Source organism: Thalassospira profundimaris (assembly GCF_003326795.1).
GTDB lineage: Bacteria > Pseudomonadota > Alphaproteobacteria > Rhodospirillales > Thalassospiraceae > Thalassospira > Thalassospira profundimaris_C.
The window spans coordinates 1-15,754 of the sequence record NZ_JPWI01000024.1 but is presented as its reverse complement, the minus strand read 5'-3'; the positions used below and the strand labels follow the sequence as shown (position 1 = coordinate 15,754).

Below are 15,754 nucleotides of genomic sequence, written 5' to 3'. Positions count from 1 at the left end.
TAACGTGCGGTTTTGTACGCTCAAACTTTTCTTTAGCCATTACTAACTCCGTTTATTCTGGCTTGGCCTTAGCCGGCCGATTTGGCTTTGACTTCGTCCGCAACTGCCTGCGGGACGTCTGCATAGTGATCAAACTGCATCACGAACTGGGCACGGCCCTGGGACATGGAGCGCAGCGTGTTGACGTAACCGAACATGTTCGCCAGCGGTACGAACGCGTTAACAACGCGTGCGATGCCACGGGAGTCCATGTCACGAACCTGGCCACGACGGCTGTTCAGGTCGCCAATGATGTCGCCCATATACTCTTCCGGGGTCACTACTTCGACTTTCATGATCGGCTCGAGCAGCTTCGGAGAAGCTTTTGACAGACCTTCTTTGAATGCTGCGCGAGCAGCAATTTCGAAGGCCATGACGCTCGAGTCAACGTCGTGGTAGGCACCGTCGGTCAGCTTGATCGACAAGTCGGTTACCGGGAAGCCTGCGATAACACCGCTCTGCAGCGAGCTTTCGAGACCTTTGGCAACACCCGGGATGTATTCCTTCGGAACGTTACCGCCAACGACGGTATCGGTGAAGGCGAAGCCCGTACCCGGTTCACCCGGGGTGAAGGTGAGCTTGATACGCGCGAACTGACCCGAACCACCCGACTGTTTCTTGTGGGTGTAGTCGATATCGACTTCTTTCGAGATCGTTTCGCGGTAAGCAACCTGCGGCGCACCAACGTTTGCTTCGACTTTGAATTCACGCTTCATACGATCGACGATGATGTCGAGGTGAAGTTCGCCCATACCCGAAATGATGGTCTGGCCGGATTCGTGGTCGGATTTAACGCGGAACGACGGATCTTCCTGTGCAAGACGTGCAAGGGCGAGACCCATTTTCTCCTGGTCGGCTTTCGATTTCGGCTCTACAGCGATCTCGATAACCGGATCCGGGAATTCCATACGCTCAAGGATGATCGGCTTGGAGGGATCACAAAGGGTATCACCAGTGGTGGTATCCTTCATGCCAACCAGAGCAACGATGTCGCCAGAGCAAGCGTATTTGATTTCTTCGCGGTTGTTCGAATGCATGAGAAGCATACGGCCGATACGTTCTTTTTTCTCTTTAACAGAGTTGAGAACGTAGGAACCAGCTTCCAGAACACCCGAATAAATACGAATGAAGGTCAGCGAGCCGACGAACGGGTCAGACATGATCTTGAACGCGAGCGCCGAGAACGGTGCTTCGTCGGTCAGCGGACGGGAGTCCGGCTCGTCTTCGGTGTTCGGCTTGACGCCACGAACGTCGTCGATGTCGTCCGGTGCCGGCATGTAATCGATGACGGCATCAAGAAGCGGCTGAACGCCCTTGTTCTTGAAGGCAGTGCCCAGAAGAACCGGAACGAGATCGCCAGCAATGGTGCCCTTACGGATGCATTTCTTGAGAACTTCCTCGGACGGCATTTCGCCTTCGAGGTAAGCTTCCATTGCAGCTTCGTCGCACTCAACAGCCTGTTCGATCAGAGCTTCACGGTATTCTTCAGCCTGGTCTTTCAGGGAATCGCGGATGTCACGATACTCGAATTCTGCGCCAAGGGATTCGTCTTTCCAGACGATTTCCTTGTTGCGGACGAGATCGACAACACCTTCGAATTCCATCTCGGAACCAATCGGCAGCTGCATGACAGCGGCATTGGCACCAAGACGTTCCTTGATCATCTCGACGCAGCGGAAGAAGTCTGCACCGGTACGGTCCATCTTGTTGACGAAGCACATACGCGGAACGTTGTACTTGTCAGCCTGACGCCACACGGTTTCGGTCTGCGGCTCAACGCCGGAAACGGCGTCGAAAACAGCGCAGGCACCATCAAGAACACGGAGCGAACGTTCAACTTCAATGGTGAAGTCAACGTGGCCCGGGGTATCGATGATGTTGATACGGTGGTCGTTCCAGAAGCAGGTCGTCGCAGCAGACGTAATCGTAATGCCGCGTTCCTGTTCCTGTTCCATCCAGTCCATCGTAGCGGCGCCGTCATGGACTTCGCCGATTTTGTAGGACTTGCCGGTGTAGAAAAGGATTCGCTCGGTGGTCGTTGTTTTACCAGCATCAATGTGAGCCATGATGCCGATGTTGCGATACCGAGAGATCGGAGTACGTTGAACCATAATCGACTCTTGATCTTGAGGTCTGAATTACCAGCGATAATGAGCGAAAGCCTTGTTGGCTTCGGCCATACGGTGGGTGTCTTCGCGCTTCTTGACGGCGGTGCCACGGTTGTTGGCAGCATCCATCAATTCACCGGCGAGACGACCGATCATGGTCGTTTCGGAACGCTTGCGGGCAGCGTCAACCAGCCAACGAATGGCCAGAGCCTGACGACGCTCGGAACGAACTTCAACCGGAACCTGGTAAGTAGCACCACCAACACGGCGCGAGCGAACTTCTACGTTCGGCTTCACGTTATCCATTGCTTCGTGGAACTGAGCAACCGGGTCTGCACCCTTGCTTTCCATAACTTCCAGAGCACCATAAACGATTTTTTCGGCGGCAGATTTTTTACCGTCGAGCATAAGACCGTTCATGAACTTGGTGAGAACCTTATCGCCATATTTGGCGTCAGGCAAAACTTCGCGCTTCTCAGCAGCGTGACGACGTGACATCTGAGCTGCTCCTTATTTCGGACGCTTCGCGCCGTATTTCGAACGACGCTGCTTACGGTCTTTGACACCCTGTGTATCGAGGGTACCGCGAATGATGTGGTAACGAACACCCGGCAAATCTTTTACACGGCCGCCGCGGATCATCACGACAGAGTGCTCTTGCAGGTTGTGGCCTTCACCCGGAATGTAGGAGGTAACTTCGTAGCCGTTGGTCAAACGGACACGAGCAACCTTACGAAGTGCCGAGTTCGGCTTCTTCGGGGTGGTGGTGTAGACACGGGTGCAAACGCCGCGTTTCTGCGGGCATGCTTCCAGTGCCGGAACCATATCGCGCTGGGTGCGCGGAGTCCGCGACTTGCGGATCAACTGGTTAATAGTGGGCATTAACTTTCCCTTTTACTTCAACGGACGCCACTAGGGCGCTGCTCTTATCGACGCACGACGAGCGACCACGCGTCTCCGCACAAGTACGGAAACACGCGCGGACGCCCATAGATGCAGGAGTTCCTGCCTCGACGGCCGTCAGAGTCGCACTCAAGCGATGGGGGGCGAAAACCGCCCGCTACCGCACAAAACGGCACCGGCACAGTTACACCCCCCTAGATTCGGTGGGCGCATACTAGTGACGGCCCCCTTTTGCGTCAAGCAAAACCATGTGGACCTTCGAGTTGGCGCTTCAAACGCCGAGACGAACCGGTGCGTCGATAAGAGTTCCGGTTCGCCTCTGATTCTTTAACTGTCTGGCGCGACGAGCTTATTCGCCTGCCGGCAGTGAAGTGGTATCGGCATCGGCCTGCGGGCCAAAGTTGTCGCCGATTTCCTCTTCTGCCTCGATCTGTACCGATTTGTCGCGTTCGGCAGCCAGTGCACGGAAGCGGTTCATCACCGCACCGGTACCAGCCGGGATCAAACGACCCACGATGACGTTCTCTTTCAGACCGATAAGAGTATCGGTTTTGCCCGAAACAGCTGCTTCGGTAAGAACGCGCGTGGTTTCCTGGAACGACGCGGCCGAGATGAAGGAATGCGTCTGCAGCGAGGCTTTGGTGATCCCCTGGAGGACCGGAGCGCCTTCTGCAAGTTCGCCACCGTCTTTAAGCGCACGATCGTTTTCGGCATCGAAATCAACGCGGTCAATGATCTCGCCAACCAGAAGAGTCGTGTCACCCGGTTTGGTGATCTCGACTTTCTGAAGCATCTGGCGAACGATGACTTCGATGTGCTTGTCGTTAATCTTCACGCCCTGCAAGCGGTAGACTTCCTGGATCTCGTTGACCAGGTAATCTGCCAGTGCCGGGACGCCCATAACACGCAGGATATCGTGCGGAACCGGCGAACCATCAAGGAGCTGATCGCCCTTCTCGACGAAGTCCCCTTCCTGAACGGCAAGATGCTTGCCTTTCGGGATCAGGTATTCGACCGGTTCGGTCAGGCCCGAGTCCTCGAGCGGATGAACGATGACGCGACGCTTGTTCTTGTAGTCCTTGCCGAATTCGACGCGACCCGGAATATCCGAGATGATTGCGTGTTCTTTCGGTTTACGGGCTTCGAACAGCTCGGCAACACGCGGCAGACCACCGGTGATGTCACGGGTCTTCGAACCTTCGCGCGGGATACGTGCAAGCACGTCACCAGCATGAACTTTCTGACCGTTCTCGACCGAGAGAATAGCGTCAACCGACAGGAAGTAACGGGCTTCAAGACCGTTATCCAGGTTGATGACCTCGCCGGATTCGTTACGCAGGGTAACGCGCGGCTTAAGGTCGGACGCCTTGGGCATGCTCTTCCAGTCGATAACCGTTTTCGAGGCAATACCGGTCGCTTCGTCATAGACTTCGCGAATGGTTACGTTCTCGAGAAGGTCGACATAGTTCACATAACCTTCTTTCTCGGTGATGATCGGCAGGGTGTACGGATCCCACTCGGCCAGTTTCTGGCCGCGCGTTACCTGCGCACCTTCATCGGTGAGAAGTTTTGCACCGTACGGAACGCGATATTTCGCACGCTCGCGACCGGTTTTGTCGATCAGAAGGATCTCAAGGTTACGCGCCATAACGATATTGACGCCTGCCGAGTTCGCAACGACTGCACGGTTTTTGAGTTTAACCGTCGCATCAAAGTTCGCTTCGACACCGGAAACCTCTGCACCACGCTGTGCCGCACCACCAATGTGGAACGTACGCATGGTCAGCTGGGTACCCGGCTCACCGATCGACTGTGCGGCGATAACACCGACAGCTTCACCGATGTTCACCGTCGTACCGCGCGCGAGGTCGCGACCGTAGCAATGACCGCAAACACCGGTTTCGGCGTCACAGGTCAGAACAGAACGGATGCGGGCCATTTCGACGCCGGCTTTTTCGATGATATCGAGGTGATCTTCTTCAACCATCTCGTTCTTCGGTACGATGATTTCGCCGGTTGACGGATCAACGATCTCGTCAGCGGTGAAACGACCGAGGATACGATCTGACAGCGTTTCGATAACTTCACCGGAATCGACGACGGCTGCGATGTCGAGGCCACGATCAGTACCGCAATCATGCTGGGTGATGATGCAATCCTGGGCCACGTCAACGAGACGACGGGTAAGGTAACCCGAGTTCGCCGTTTTCAGTGCGGTATCGGCAAGACCTTTACGAGCACCGTGAGTGGAGTTGAAGTACTCCTGCACGGTCAGGCCTTCTTTAAAGTTCGAAATAATCGGGGTCTCGATGATCGAGCCGTCCGGTTTCGCCATCAGGCCGCGCATAGCAGCCAGCTGACGCATCTGGGCGGCAGAACCACGAGCACCGGAGTGCGCCATCATGTAAACCGAGTTCACATTGTCACCTTCTGCCGTCGCCGAGATGACTTTCATCATCGCTTCGGAAACGTCGTCGGTGCACTGCGCCCAGGCGTCAACAACCTTGTTGTATTTCTCACCACGGGTGATGAGACCGTCCTGGTACTGCTGCTCGTATTCCTTGACCTTGTCATGGGTACCACCCACCAGCGGTTCCTTGGCATCAGGAATGATCATGTCATCCTTGCCAAACGAAATGCCGGCTTTACATGCCCAGTTGAAACCAAGGCCCATCATGCGGTCAGCAAAGATAACAGTCTCTTTCTGTCCACAGTGACGGTAAACGACATCGATAACGTTCGAGACGTCTTTTTTGGTCAGCAGCTTGTTGATGGTCGAGAACGGAATGCGCGGATGACGCGGCAGAAGTTCCGACAGCAACATGCGGCCCGGGGTCGTGGCAACACGAACGGTGATCGGTTCGTTGTTTTCATCAACCGTGTGATAACGGGCATTAACCTTGGAATGCAGGTTTACAACACCTTCATCCAGAGCCTGCTCGATCTCGGCGATGTTCACAAACGACATGCCCTCGCCCGGCTGACCGTCACGTTCCATGGAGATGTAATACAGACCAAGGACAATATCCTGCGACGGCACGATGATCGGTTTACCCGAAGCCGGCGAAAGGATGTTGTTGGTCGACATCATCAGGGTACGTGCTTCAAGCTGGGCTTCAAGCGACAGCGGTACGTGGACAGCCATCTGGTCACCATCGAAGTCCGCGTTAAACGCAGTACAAACGAGCGGGTGCAGCTGGATGGCCTTACCTTCGATCAGGGTAGGTTCGAACGCCTGGATACCAAGACGGTGCAGGGTCGGTGCGCGGTTAAGCATGACCGGGTGTTCACGGATAACCTGCTCGAGGATATCCCAAACTTCGGCACGCTCTTTTTCCACCATGCGCTTTGCAGCCTTGATGGTGGTGGCCATCCCGTACAGTTCCAGCTTCGCGTAAACGAACGGCTTGAACAGTTCGAGCGCCATTTTCTTCGGCAGACCGCACTGATGCAGTTTCAGGTTCGGACCCACGGTAATAACGGAACGACCGGAATAGTCGACGCGTTTACCCAAAAGGTTCTGACGGAAACGACCCTGTTTGCCTTTGAGCATATCCGACATCGATTTGAGCGGACGCTTGTTGGCACCAGTGATCGGACGACCGCGACGGCCGTTGTCAAACAGCGCATCAACCGATTCCTGAAGCATACGTTTTTCGTTACGCACGATGATATCAGGCGCACGAAGCTCGATCAGGCGCTTCAGACGGTTGTTACGGTTGATGACACGACGGTAAAGGTCGTTCAGATCCGACGTTGCGAAACGGCCACCATCAAGCGGAACCAGCGGACGCAGTTCTGGCGGGATGACCGGAATCACTTCAAGGATCATCCATTCCGGGCGCGCGCCGGATTCCTGGAAGGCCTCAATCAGCTTGAGACGCTTGACCAGCTTCTTGCGCTTGGCTTCGGAATTGGTTTCCTTGAGGTCGATTTTCGCGGTTTCGCGTTCTTCATCAAGATCGATTGCCGCAAGCATATCGCGGATGGCTTCTGCACCGATACCGGCACGGAAGCTGTCTTCGCCATATTCTTCCTGGGCAGTCATATACTGGTCTTCGGACAGGAGCTCACCCATTTTCAGCGGGGTAAGGCCCGGTTCGATAACCACATAGTTTTCGAAGTACAGAATGCGCTCAAGATCCTTGAGCGTCATGTCCAGCAGCAGACCGAGACGGCTCGGAAGCGACTTCATGAACCAGATATGGGCAACAGGTGCCGCCAGTTCGATATGACCCATACGTTCACGACGTACTTTGGCCAGAGTCACTTCAACGCCGCATTTCTCACAGATAATGCCGCGATACTTCATACGCTTGTACTTGCCGCACAAGCATTCGTAATCCTTCACCGGACCAAAAATGCGCGCACAGAACAAACCGTCGCGTTCCGGTTTAAAGGTCCGGTAGTTGATGGTCTCCGGTTTCTTGATTTCACCAAATGACCAGGAGCGGATACGCTCCGGGCTGGCAATCTGAATCCGGATCTGATCGAAGCTCTGGGTGCCCTGCGGCTGCCCGAAGATCTTCATCAACTCGTTCATAAAGGCTCTCCCGCTATGCCCGGTCTCGCCGGGTTTCGCCAATTTCAGGCCGAAAGATGCGAATTGGCGACCGGGATGCCCGGATGGGCACCCCTGTCAGCCAAACACTTAGTATTCGTTCTGCTCAAGTTCGACATTGAGACCAAGCGAACGGAGTTCTTTAACAAGAACGTTAAACGACTCCGGAATGCCTGCCTCGAAGGTGTCTTCCCCACGAACAATGGCTTCGTAAACCTTGGTACGGCCCGAAACGTCATCCGACTTGACCGTAAGCATTTCCTGGAGGGTGTAAGCAGCACCGTAAGCTTCGAGTGCCCAAACTTCCATCTCCCCGAAACGCTGGCCACCGAACTGCGCCTTACCACCCAGCGGCTGCTGGGTAACAAGAGAGTACGGACCAATCGAACGTGCGTGGATCTTGTCGTCGACCAGGTGGTGCAGTTTGAGCATGTAGATATAGCCCACTGTCACCTTGCGATGGAATTTCTCACCGGTACGACCGTCATAGAGGTCGACCTGGCCAGAACCATCAAGGCCGGCTTTTTCAAGCATACGAACAACATCCGGCTCACGTGCGCCGTCGAAGACCGGGGTGGCCATCGGAACGCCGCGACGCAGGTTGTTGCCAAGCTCGATGACTTCACCATCCGAGAGTTCTTTGATGCCGGCGATGTATTCTTCGCCTTCATAGACATCATTAAGCTTGCTACGCAGGTCATCCATCTCGCCACGACCGTCAGCAACAGCATCGACGAGTTCGCCGATCTGTTCGCCAAGACCACGCGAAGCCCAGCCAAGGTGGGTTTCAAGGATCTGGCCGACGTTCATACGCGACGGAACGCCCAGCGGGTTCAGAACGATATCGACCGGCGTACCGTCTTCGAGGTGCGGCATGTCTTCAACCGGCATAATGCGCGATACGACACCCTTGTTCCCGTGACGGCCGGCCATCTTGTCACCCGGCTGCATTTTACGTTTAACCGCAACAAAGACTTTGACCATCTTCATCACGCCCGGCGGCAGTTCGTCACCAGCCTGCAGCTTGTCGACCTTGTCGTCGAAACGAGCCTGAAGAACAGCGATCGATTCCTCGAACTGCTTTTTCAGAGCTTCGATGTCAGACATGACATTGTCATCAGCAACGGCGATCTGACGCCACAGACCACGTGCGACACCCGACAGGCTGTCTTCGGTGATCTCGCCCGTCAGGCCCTTCGGACCATCAACGAGCTGCTGACCAAGCAGAAGGTTTTTCAGACGACCATAGAAGTTGCGCTCCAGAATGGCGCGCTCATCGTCACGGTCCTGTGCGAGACGTTCGATTTCCGAACGCTCGATTGCCAGGGCACGTTCGTCCTTGTCGACGCCACGACGCGAGAACACGCGGACTTCAACAATGGTACCGAACTGTCCCGGCGGGACACGCAGCGACGTATCACGGACGTCGGATGCTTTTTCACCAAAGATGGCGCGCAGAAGTTTTTCTTCCGGCGTCATCGGGCTTTCGCCCTTCGGCGTTACCTTACCGACAAGGATATCGCCCGGTTTGATTTCCGCACCGATGTAGACAATGCCCGCCTCGTCGAGGTTTTTGAGCGCTTCTTCACCGACGTTCGGAATATCACGGGTGATTTCTTCCTGACCCAGCTTGGTATCGCGGGCCATGACTTCGAATTCCTCGATGTGGATCGAGGTGTAAACGTCATCACGGGCGATACGCTCGGACAGAAGGATAGAATCCTCAAAGTTGTAACCGTTCCAAGGCATGAACGCGACGAGCACGTTACGACCCAGAGCCAGTTCACCCATATCGGTACACGGACCATCCGAAATGATGTCGCCCTTCTGGACCACATCGCCAACTTTCACCAGCGGACGCTGGTTGATGCAGCTGCCCTGGTTGGAACGCTGATATTTCAGCAGGGTGTAAATATCGACACCCGATTCCGAAGCAGCAATGTCACCAGTTGCGCGGATAACCATACGGGTCGCGTCAACGGATTCAACAACACCGTCACGGCGTGCGATCAGGGTTGCACCCGAATCACGTGCCACCGGAACTTCCATACCGGTACCGACATACGGAGCTTCAGAGCGGATCAGCGGAACCGCCTGACGCTGCATGTTCGACCCCATCAGTGCGCGGTTCGCGTCATCGTTCTCAAGGAACGGAATGAGCGCGGATGCGACCGATACCAGCTGCTTCGGCGAGACGTCCATAAGGTCGATCTCTTCGGAGCGGGCCATATAGTGGTCACCGGCTTTACGGGTGTTGATCAGTTCGTTGGTAAAGCTGAAGTCATCGTTAAGCGGTTCGTTCGCCTGTGCGATGACATAACGGCCTTCCTCGATCGCCGAGAGGTAAATAACCTCTGCGGTGACGTTACCGTCGACAACCTTGCGGTACGGGCTTTCAATGAAGCCGTACTGGTTGACGCGGGCAAAGGTCGCCAGCGAGTTGATCAGACCAATGTTCGGACCTTCCGGCGTTTCAACCGGGCAGATACGACCATAGTGGGTCGGATGAACGTCACGAACTTCAAAGCCTGCACGCTCACGGGTCAAACCACCCGGACCAAGCGCCGAAAGACGACGTTTGTGGGTAATTTCCGAAAGCGGGTTGGTCTGGTCCATGAACTGCGACAGCTGCGAGGAGCCGAAGAATTCACGAACAGCAGCCGCAACCGGCTTCGCATTGATCAGGTCATGCGGCATGACGTTGTCGATCTCGACCGAGCTCATACGCTCGCGGATCGCACGTTCCATACGCAAAAGACCAACGCGGAACTGGTTTTCCATCAGCTCGCCAACCGAACGCAGACGACGGTTGCCAAGGTGGTCAATATCGTCGATTTCGCCACGACCGTCTTTCAGGTCGATCAGAACGCGGACGACTTCCAGAATGTCTTCACGACGCAGGATACGAACAGTGTCTGCACATTCGAGGTTCAGACGCGCATTCATTTTCACGCGGCCAACCGCGGAAAGGTCATAACGCTCTGCATCGAAGAACAGGCCCTTGAACATGGCTTCCGCACCCTCGAGGGTCGGCGGCTCGCCCGGGCGCATGACGCGATAGATATCCACAAGGGCTTCTTCGCGGTTGCTGTTCTTGTCCAGTGCCATGGTGTTGCGCAGATACGGACCAACCTGGTTGTGGTCGATCATCAGCAAGCGAACGGAATCTACACCCCATTCCTTGAGCTGCTCGAACACACCTTCGGTCAGTTCGTGACCGGCTTCTGCCAGGATCTCGCCGGTTTCGCCGTCAATGAGGTCATCTGCCATGAACCAGCCGTTAAGCTGCTCTTCCGGAACGATGATTTCCTTGACGCCCTGCTCGGTGATTTTGGCAGCAGAACGCTTGGTGATTTTCGAACCGGCTGCTGCAACAACTTCGCCGCTGTTGGCATCAACAAGATCGTGAACCAGCTTCTGGCCGATATAACGGTCTGCGTTGAAATCGGTTACCCAACCATCTGCGGTACGGCGGTATTCAGCCGACTCATAGTAATAGTTGAGGATTTCTTCCGGGGTCAGGCCTTCGATTTCCGACGGATCGACAGAACGCCCTTCTTCGGCACGCTGTGCACGCAGCTGTTCGGACTCTTCATTTTCAAGAGCCATAAGCAGCGTGGTCGCCGGCAGTTTGCGGCGACGGTCGATACGGACATAAAGAATGTCTTTTGCGTCGAATTCGAAATCGAGCCACGAGCCACGATAAGGAATCACACGCGCGGCAAACAGATATTTGCCCGAGCTGTGGCTCTTACCTTTGTCATGGTCAAAGAAGACGCCCGGCGAACGGTGCATCTGAGAAACGATCACGCGCTCGGTGCCGTTCACGATAAAAGTACCGTGTTCGGTCATGAGCGGCATATCGCCCATATACACGTCTTGTTCCTTGATATCGCGGATCGAACGGGCACCCGTGTCCTCGTCGATATCCCATACTACCAGGCGCAGCGTTACGCGCAGCGGTGCGGCAAAGGTCATGCCACGCTGGCGACACTCTTCGGTATCGTATTTCGGCTGCTCAAGCTCATACGAAACGAATTCAAGAGTTGCGCGTTCCGAAAAATCTTTAATCGGAAAGACGCTCTTGAACACTTCCTGGAGACCTGCATCGTCCCGCTGCTCCTGCGGGGTCCCGGTCTGCAAAAACTTGTCGTAGGAATTCTTTTGAACCTCAATGAGATTCGGGAGCGGAGCGACTTCGCTGATCCGTCCAAAGCTTTTGCGGATGCGCTTTCGACCAGTAAAGGACTTATCCATCATCGTTCCTTTAATCGCGCCTCCCCACACCGTCCGAACTCGTTCGTCCCTGCCCTGCTGCGTTTCCGACTTGCGCAAAACGCATACAGCACAACGACGCCCGAGCCCCGTACGGGGCGGGCGTTCACTTGATTATGACCGTGGATGTGTTTTGACATCCAACTTGATTGAGATCACTGATCCCTCGGCTGTCGACGCCGTCAAAGATAACCTCTGACCTAAACGGCCTTACGTTATGTACGATTACCTTTGGCAGCGTCAACCGTTAAATTCCTGTTCGCGCCTCTGCACAGTCCTTGGCCCTATTGCCGGGGTGCACAGAGACGGAAGGGCCGGCGCCCAGAGGACGCCGACCCAAACCTTGGCAAGAAGCCGTCGATTACTTGAGTTCGACGGTTGCGCCAGCTTCTTCAAGCTGTTTCTTGATTGCTTCGGCTTCGTCCTTAGCAACGCCTTCTTTGACGGCTTTCGGAGCGCCTTCAACCAGGTCTTTGGCTTCTTTGAGGCCAAGACCGGTGATGCCGCGAACTTCTTTAATGACGTTGATTTTCTTGTCGCCAGCAGAAGCGAGGATAACGTCGAATTCGGTTTTTTCTTCAGCAGCAGCACCGCCGGCAGCAGCGCCACCAGCAGCAGCAACAGCTACCGGAGCAGCGGCGGAAACGCCCCACTCTTCTTCGAGCATTTTGGAAAGTTCTGCAGCTTCAATAACGGTGAGCTTGGAAAGCTCTTCAACGAGTGCCTTAAGATCGGCCATTTTGTATTACTCCTAGGCTTGAACTTAGATATCAGTGATATCTGGATAATTTGGTTTACGCGGCTTCGCCTTTGTCGGCATATGCCTTCAGCACCTGGGCGATCTGAGCCGCCGGCTTGGAGGTCAGCGTAGCGATACGCTGTGCCGGGGTCTGGATCATACCAACCAGTTTCGCACGAAGTTCGTCCAGCGACGGCAGTTCTGCCAGAGCTTTAACGCCCTGCTCGTCCAGAATCTGTTCGCCGATGGCACCAGCAACAAGAACAAGCTTGTCGTTGGATTTTGCGAACTCAGAGGCTACTTTTGCGACCGAAGCCGGATCAGCTGAATAGCCAATCGCGGTCGGGCCGGTGAAGTAGTCTGCAAGACCAGCAAATTTGGTGCCTTCCAGAGCAAGTCGCGTAAGCCGGTTTTTGGTGACCTTGAAGCCCGCACCAGATTCACGCATCTGCGCACGAAGAGCGGTAATTTCAGCAACCGTCAGCCCTTTGTACTGGGTGACGATGACGCCTTCCGCACCTTCGAACACTTCGCGCATCTCTGCTACGAACTGTTGTTTATCATCGCGGTTCACTTTTAGTCTCCGACATTGCTTATTGCCCTGAACCCCACAAGGAGGTTCACAGACGCGACCAGTCCTTTCGAACCGGTCTGTGACGCCCGTCCGTTTGCCAGATGTTCAAGCCTTGTGTGATGCCCCGTTCGGGGAAAAACTTAAGTACCGGAACCTCTGCCTATGCAGGGAATTAAGAGTGATTGATTTCACTCACCTGCAGTCTGGGACAGACAGGTAGAGAGGGCCTAGAGCCCTCTCCGGTCCTGACCGACCCTAAGATCGGTCAGAATTCGAAAATTCTTATTTCGACGCGATGTCAGCAACCGACAGCTTGACGCCAGCACCCATGGTGGAGCTGATCGCCGCGCGCTGCAGGTAGGTACCTTTTGCGCCGGTCGGTTTTGCTTTTACGATCGCATCGACGAATGCTTTTGCGTTCTCGACGATCTGCTCTTCGCTGAACGAAGCCTTGCCGATACCTGCATGTACGATACCGTTTTTCTCGGCGCGGAACTGGACCTGGCCAGCTTTAGCGTCGGAAACTGCGGTTGTAACATCCATGGTAACGGTGCCGAGTTTCGGGTTCGGCATCAGGCCGCGCGGGCCGAGAACCTTACCGAGACGACCGACAACAGCCATCATGTCCGGGGTCGCAATAACGCGATCATAGTTCAGATCGCCTTTCTGCATTGCTTCCATCAGGTCTTCTGCGCCAACAGCGTCTGCACCAGCTTTCTGTGCTTCTTCTGCTTTTGCGTCTTTTGCGAAGACTGCAACGCGCATGGTTTTACCGGTACCATGCGGAAGGGAAACAACACCACGGACCATCTGGTCAGCGTGACGCGGATCAACACCAAGGTTCATTGCGAATTCGATGGTTTCATCGAACTTTGCTTTTGCACCTTCTTTGACGATCTTTACGGCAGTTACCAGATCGTACTGGGTGTTACGGTCGATGCCCTCATAGGCCTGGGCAAGGCGTTTACCAGTCTTGGCCATCGTCTTACTCCACAACCTCGAGACCCATAGCACGGGCAGAGCCCTCGATCATAGCCATCGCGCCGTCAATGTCGAATGCATTGAGGTCAGCCATTTTGGCTTCTGCGATTTCTTTGACCTGTGCTTTGGTAACCTTGCCAACGTAACCTTTGCCGGTGGTGCCGGAACCCTTGGCGATACCTGCTGCCTTTTTCAGGAAGTAGGATGCGGGCGGGGTTTTGGATACGAACGAGAAGGAACGGTCGGAATAAACGGTGATGACGACCGGAATCGGCATACCTGGTTCCATCTGCTGGGTAGCAGCGTTAAACGCCTTGCAGAATTCCATGATGTTCACGCCGCGCTGACCAAGAGCCGGGCCGACGGGCGGCGACGGGTTGGCTTTGCCGGCGGGAATCTGCAGCTTAATATAGCCGTCGATTTTCTTCGCCATTAGAGTACCTCTTACAGAAGCGCGCGGTCCGGCCATGGCTGACCTCCCGCGCCTTGAATGCTGCCTGCGTATACAGGCAGCGACTTAAATTTTCAAGATCGTTTTTAAAGCTTCTCGACCTGGGTGTATTCCAGCTCGACCGGAGTTGAACGACCGAAGATCGAAACCGACACCTTCAGGCGCGCACGTTCTTCATCAACCCCTTCGACAACACCGTTAAACGAAGCAAACGGTCCGTCAGAAACACGAACTTCCTCGCCAACCTCGAATGCGATGGTCGGCTTCGGACGGTCAACACCCTCCTGCACCTGATGCAGAATGTGCTGAGCTTCCTTTTCGGAAATCGGCATCGGCTTACCACGGCTACCAAGGAAATCGGTAACTTTTGCGGTATTTTTGACCAGATGCCAGCTTTCGTCAGTGAGTTCCATCTTCAGCAGGACGTAGCCCGGGAAAAACTTCCGCTCGGCATTGACCTTGGCGCCGCGACGCATCTCGACTGTTTCTTCAGTCGGAACCAGGACCTCTTCGATTTCGCCCTCAAGACCCTTCTTGATGGACTGTTCGCGGATCGACTGGGCGACCTTCTTTTCGAATCCGGAGTGAACGTGCAGTACGTACCAGCGATGTGCCATAATCAGCCCCCGACCCCAAAGACCAGCTTAACACCCCAAGCGAGGAGCTGATCGACAACAAAGAAGAAAACCGACGCCAAAGCAACCATCACAAAAACCATGATGGTCGAAACAGTCGTTTCCTTGCGGGACGGCCAAGAGACTTTCTTTGCCTCTGAGCGGACCTGCTGTACGAATTGTGCTGGCGACGTTTTAGCCATTGTCGGGGTTACACCGCTTTCTAATGCTTTGTTTCACGACCCGGAAAAAATTGGCAGGAGAGGAGGGACTCGAACCCCCGACACTCGGTTTTGGAGACCGATGCTCTACCAACTGAGCTACACTCCTACAAGATCGTCAGAAAGTTGAAAAGCTTATCTTCTTTCTGGCTCATCCCCACCCGGGTGGTGGGGTGTGCGGGCGGTTTATAGCCGCCCGCACATCCAAGATCAAGCACTCAATCGTGCAAAATCTTAAAAATTATTCGATGATTTTCGCAACAACGCCCGCGCCGACGGTACGACCGC

General features: G+C 54.9%; 11 protein-coding genes and 1 tRNA gene. All 12 read right to left on the bottom strand.

Annotation, left to right across the window (positions count from 1 at the left end):
• Positions 1–68 precede the first annotated feature (68 nt).
• Positions 69–2,150, bottom strand: coding sequence for an elongation factor G (fusA, locus tag TH30_RS21700; RefSeq protein ID WP_114100162.1), 2,082 nt, complete (start codon positions 2,148–2,150; stop codon positions 69–71).
• A 27-nt stretch (positions 2,151–2,177) separates the two neighbouring features.
• Complete coding sequence (gene rpsG / locus TH30_RS21695; protein WP_114100161.1) at positions 2,178–2,645, bottom strand: 30S ribosomal protein S7; 468 nt, start codon at positions 2,643–2,645, stop codon at positions 2,178–2,180.
• Between the two features lie 12 nt (positions 2,646–2,657).
• Positions 2,658–3,029, bottom strand: coding sequence for a 30S ribosomal protein S12 (gene rpsL, locus TH30_RS21690; RefSeq protein ID WP_007092427.1), 372 nt, complete (start codon positions 3,027–3,029; stop codon positions 2,658–2,660).
• A gap of 370 nt (positions 3,030–3,399) precedes the next feature.
• Positions 3,400–7,593, bottom strand: a complete 4,194-nt coding sequence (gene rpoC / locus TH30_RS21685; RefSeq protein WP_114100160.1) for a DNA-directed RNA polymerase subunit beta' — start codon at positions 7,591–7,593, stop codon at positions 3,400–3,402.
• A 108-nt stretch (positions 7,594–7,701) separates the two neighbouring features.
• Positions 7,702–11,868, bottom strand: coding sequence for a DNA-directed RNA polymerase subunit beta (gene rpoB, locus TH30_RS21680; protein WP_114100163.1), 4,167 nt, complete (start codon positions 11,866–11,868; stop codon positions 7,702–7,704).
• A 379-nt stretch (positions 11,869–12,247) separates the two neighbouring features.
• On the bottom strand, positions 12,248–12,625 hold the full coding sequence (rplL, locus tag TH30_RS21675; RefSeq protein WP_114100159.1) for a 50S ribosomal protein L7/L12: 378 nt from the start codon (positions 12,623–12,625) through the stop codon (positions 12,248–12,250).
• Between the two features lie 55 nt (positions 12,626–12,680).
• Positions 12,681–13,199 carry a 50S ribosomal protein L10 gene (gene rplJ, locus TH30_RS21670; RefSeq protein ID WP_114100158.1) on the bottom strand — a complete coding sequence of 173 codons (519 nt, stop codon included), beginning with the start codon at positions 13,197–13,199 and terminating at the stop codon, positions 12,681–12,683.
• A gap of 282 nt (positions 13,200–13,481) precedes the next feature.
• Entirely contained in the window at positions 13,482–14,180 is a 699-nt protein-coding gene (rplA, locus tag TH30_RS21665) for a 50S ribosomal protein L1 (RefSeq protein ID WP_114100157.1), read from the bottom strand.
• 4 nt (positions 14,181–14,184) lie between these two features.
• Positions 14,185–14,613 (bottom strand): 50S ribosomal protein L11, encoded by a 429-nt coding sequence (gene rplK / locus TH30_RS21660; RefSeq protein WP_114100156.1) that lies wholly within the window; start codon positions 14,611–14,613, stop codon positions 14,185–14,187.
• Between the two features lie 104 nt (positions 14,614–14,717).
• Positions 14,718–15,248 carry a transcription termination/antitermination protein NusG gene (nusG, locus tag TH30_RS21655; RefSeq protein WP_114100155.1) on the bottom strand — a complete coding sequence of 177 codons (531 nt, stop codon included), beginning with the start codon at positions 15,246–15,248 and terminating at the stop codon, positions 14,718–14,720.
• A 2-nt stretch (positions 15,249–15,250) separates the two neighbouring features.
• A complete protein-coding gene (gene secE / locus TH30_RS21650; RefSeq protein ID WP_040824880.1) occupies positions 15,251–15,448 on the bottom strand; it encodes a preprotein translocase subunit SecE in 198 nt (65 codons plus the stop codon).
• Between the two features lie 51 nt (positions 15,449–15,499).
• A tRNA-Trp gene (locus tag TH30_RS21645) sits at positions 15,500–15,575 on the bottom strand.
• Positions 15,576–15,754: the final 179 nt, after the last annotated feature.

Bases quoted from the DNA above. Each gene is read 5' to 3' on its own strand.
- nusG (WP_114100155.1), bottom strand. From the start codon at position 15,248: ATGGCACATCGCTGGTACGTACTGCACGTTCACTCCGGATTCGAAAAG.
- rpoB (WP_114100163.1), bottom strand. From the start codon at position 11,868: ATGGATAAGTCCTTTACTGGTCGAAAGCGCATCCGCAAAAGCTTTGGA.
- fusA (WP_114100162.1), bottom strand. From the start codon at position 2,150: ATGGTTCAACGTACTCCGATCTCTCGGTATCGCAACATCGGCATCATG.
- rpsL (WP_007092427.1), bottom strand. From the start codon at position 3,029: ATGCCCACTATTAACCAGTTGATCCGCAAGTCGCGGACTCCGCGCACC.
- rpsG (WP_114100161.1), bottom strand. From the start codon at position 2,645: ATGTCACGTCGTCACGCTGCTGAGAAGCGCGAAGTTTTGCCTGACGCC.
- rpoC (WP_114100160.1), bottom strand. From the start codon at position 7,593: ATGAACGAGTTGATGAAGATCTTCGGGCAGCCGCAGGGCACCCAGAGC.
- secE (WP_040824880.1), bottom strand. From the start codon at position 15,448: ATGGCTAAAACGTCGCCAGCACAATTCGTACAGCAGGTCCGCTCAGAG.
- rplA (WP_114100157.1), bottom strand. From the start codon at position 14,180: ATGGCCAAGACTGGTAAACGCCTTGCCCAGGCCTATGAGGGCATCGAC.
- rplL (WP_114100159.1), bottom strand. From the start codon at position 12,625: ATGGCCGATCTTAAGGCACTCGTTGAAGAGCTTTCCAAGCTCACCGTT.
- rplK (WP_114100156.1), bottom strand. From the start codon at position 14,613: ATGGCGAAGAAAATCGACGGCTATATTAAGCTGCAGATTCCCGCCGGC.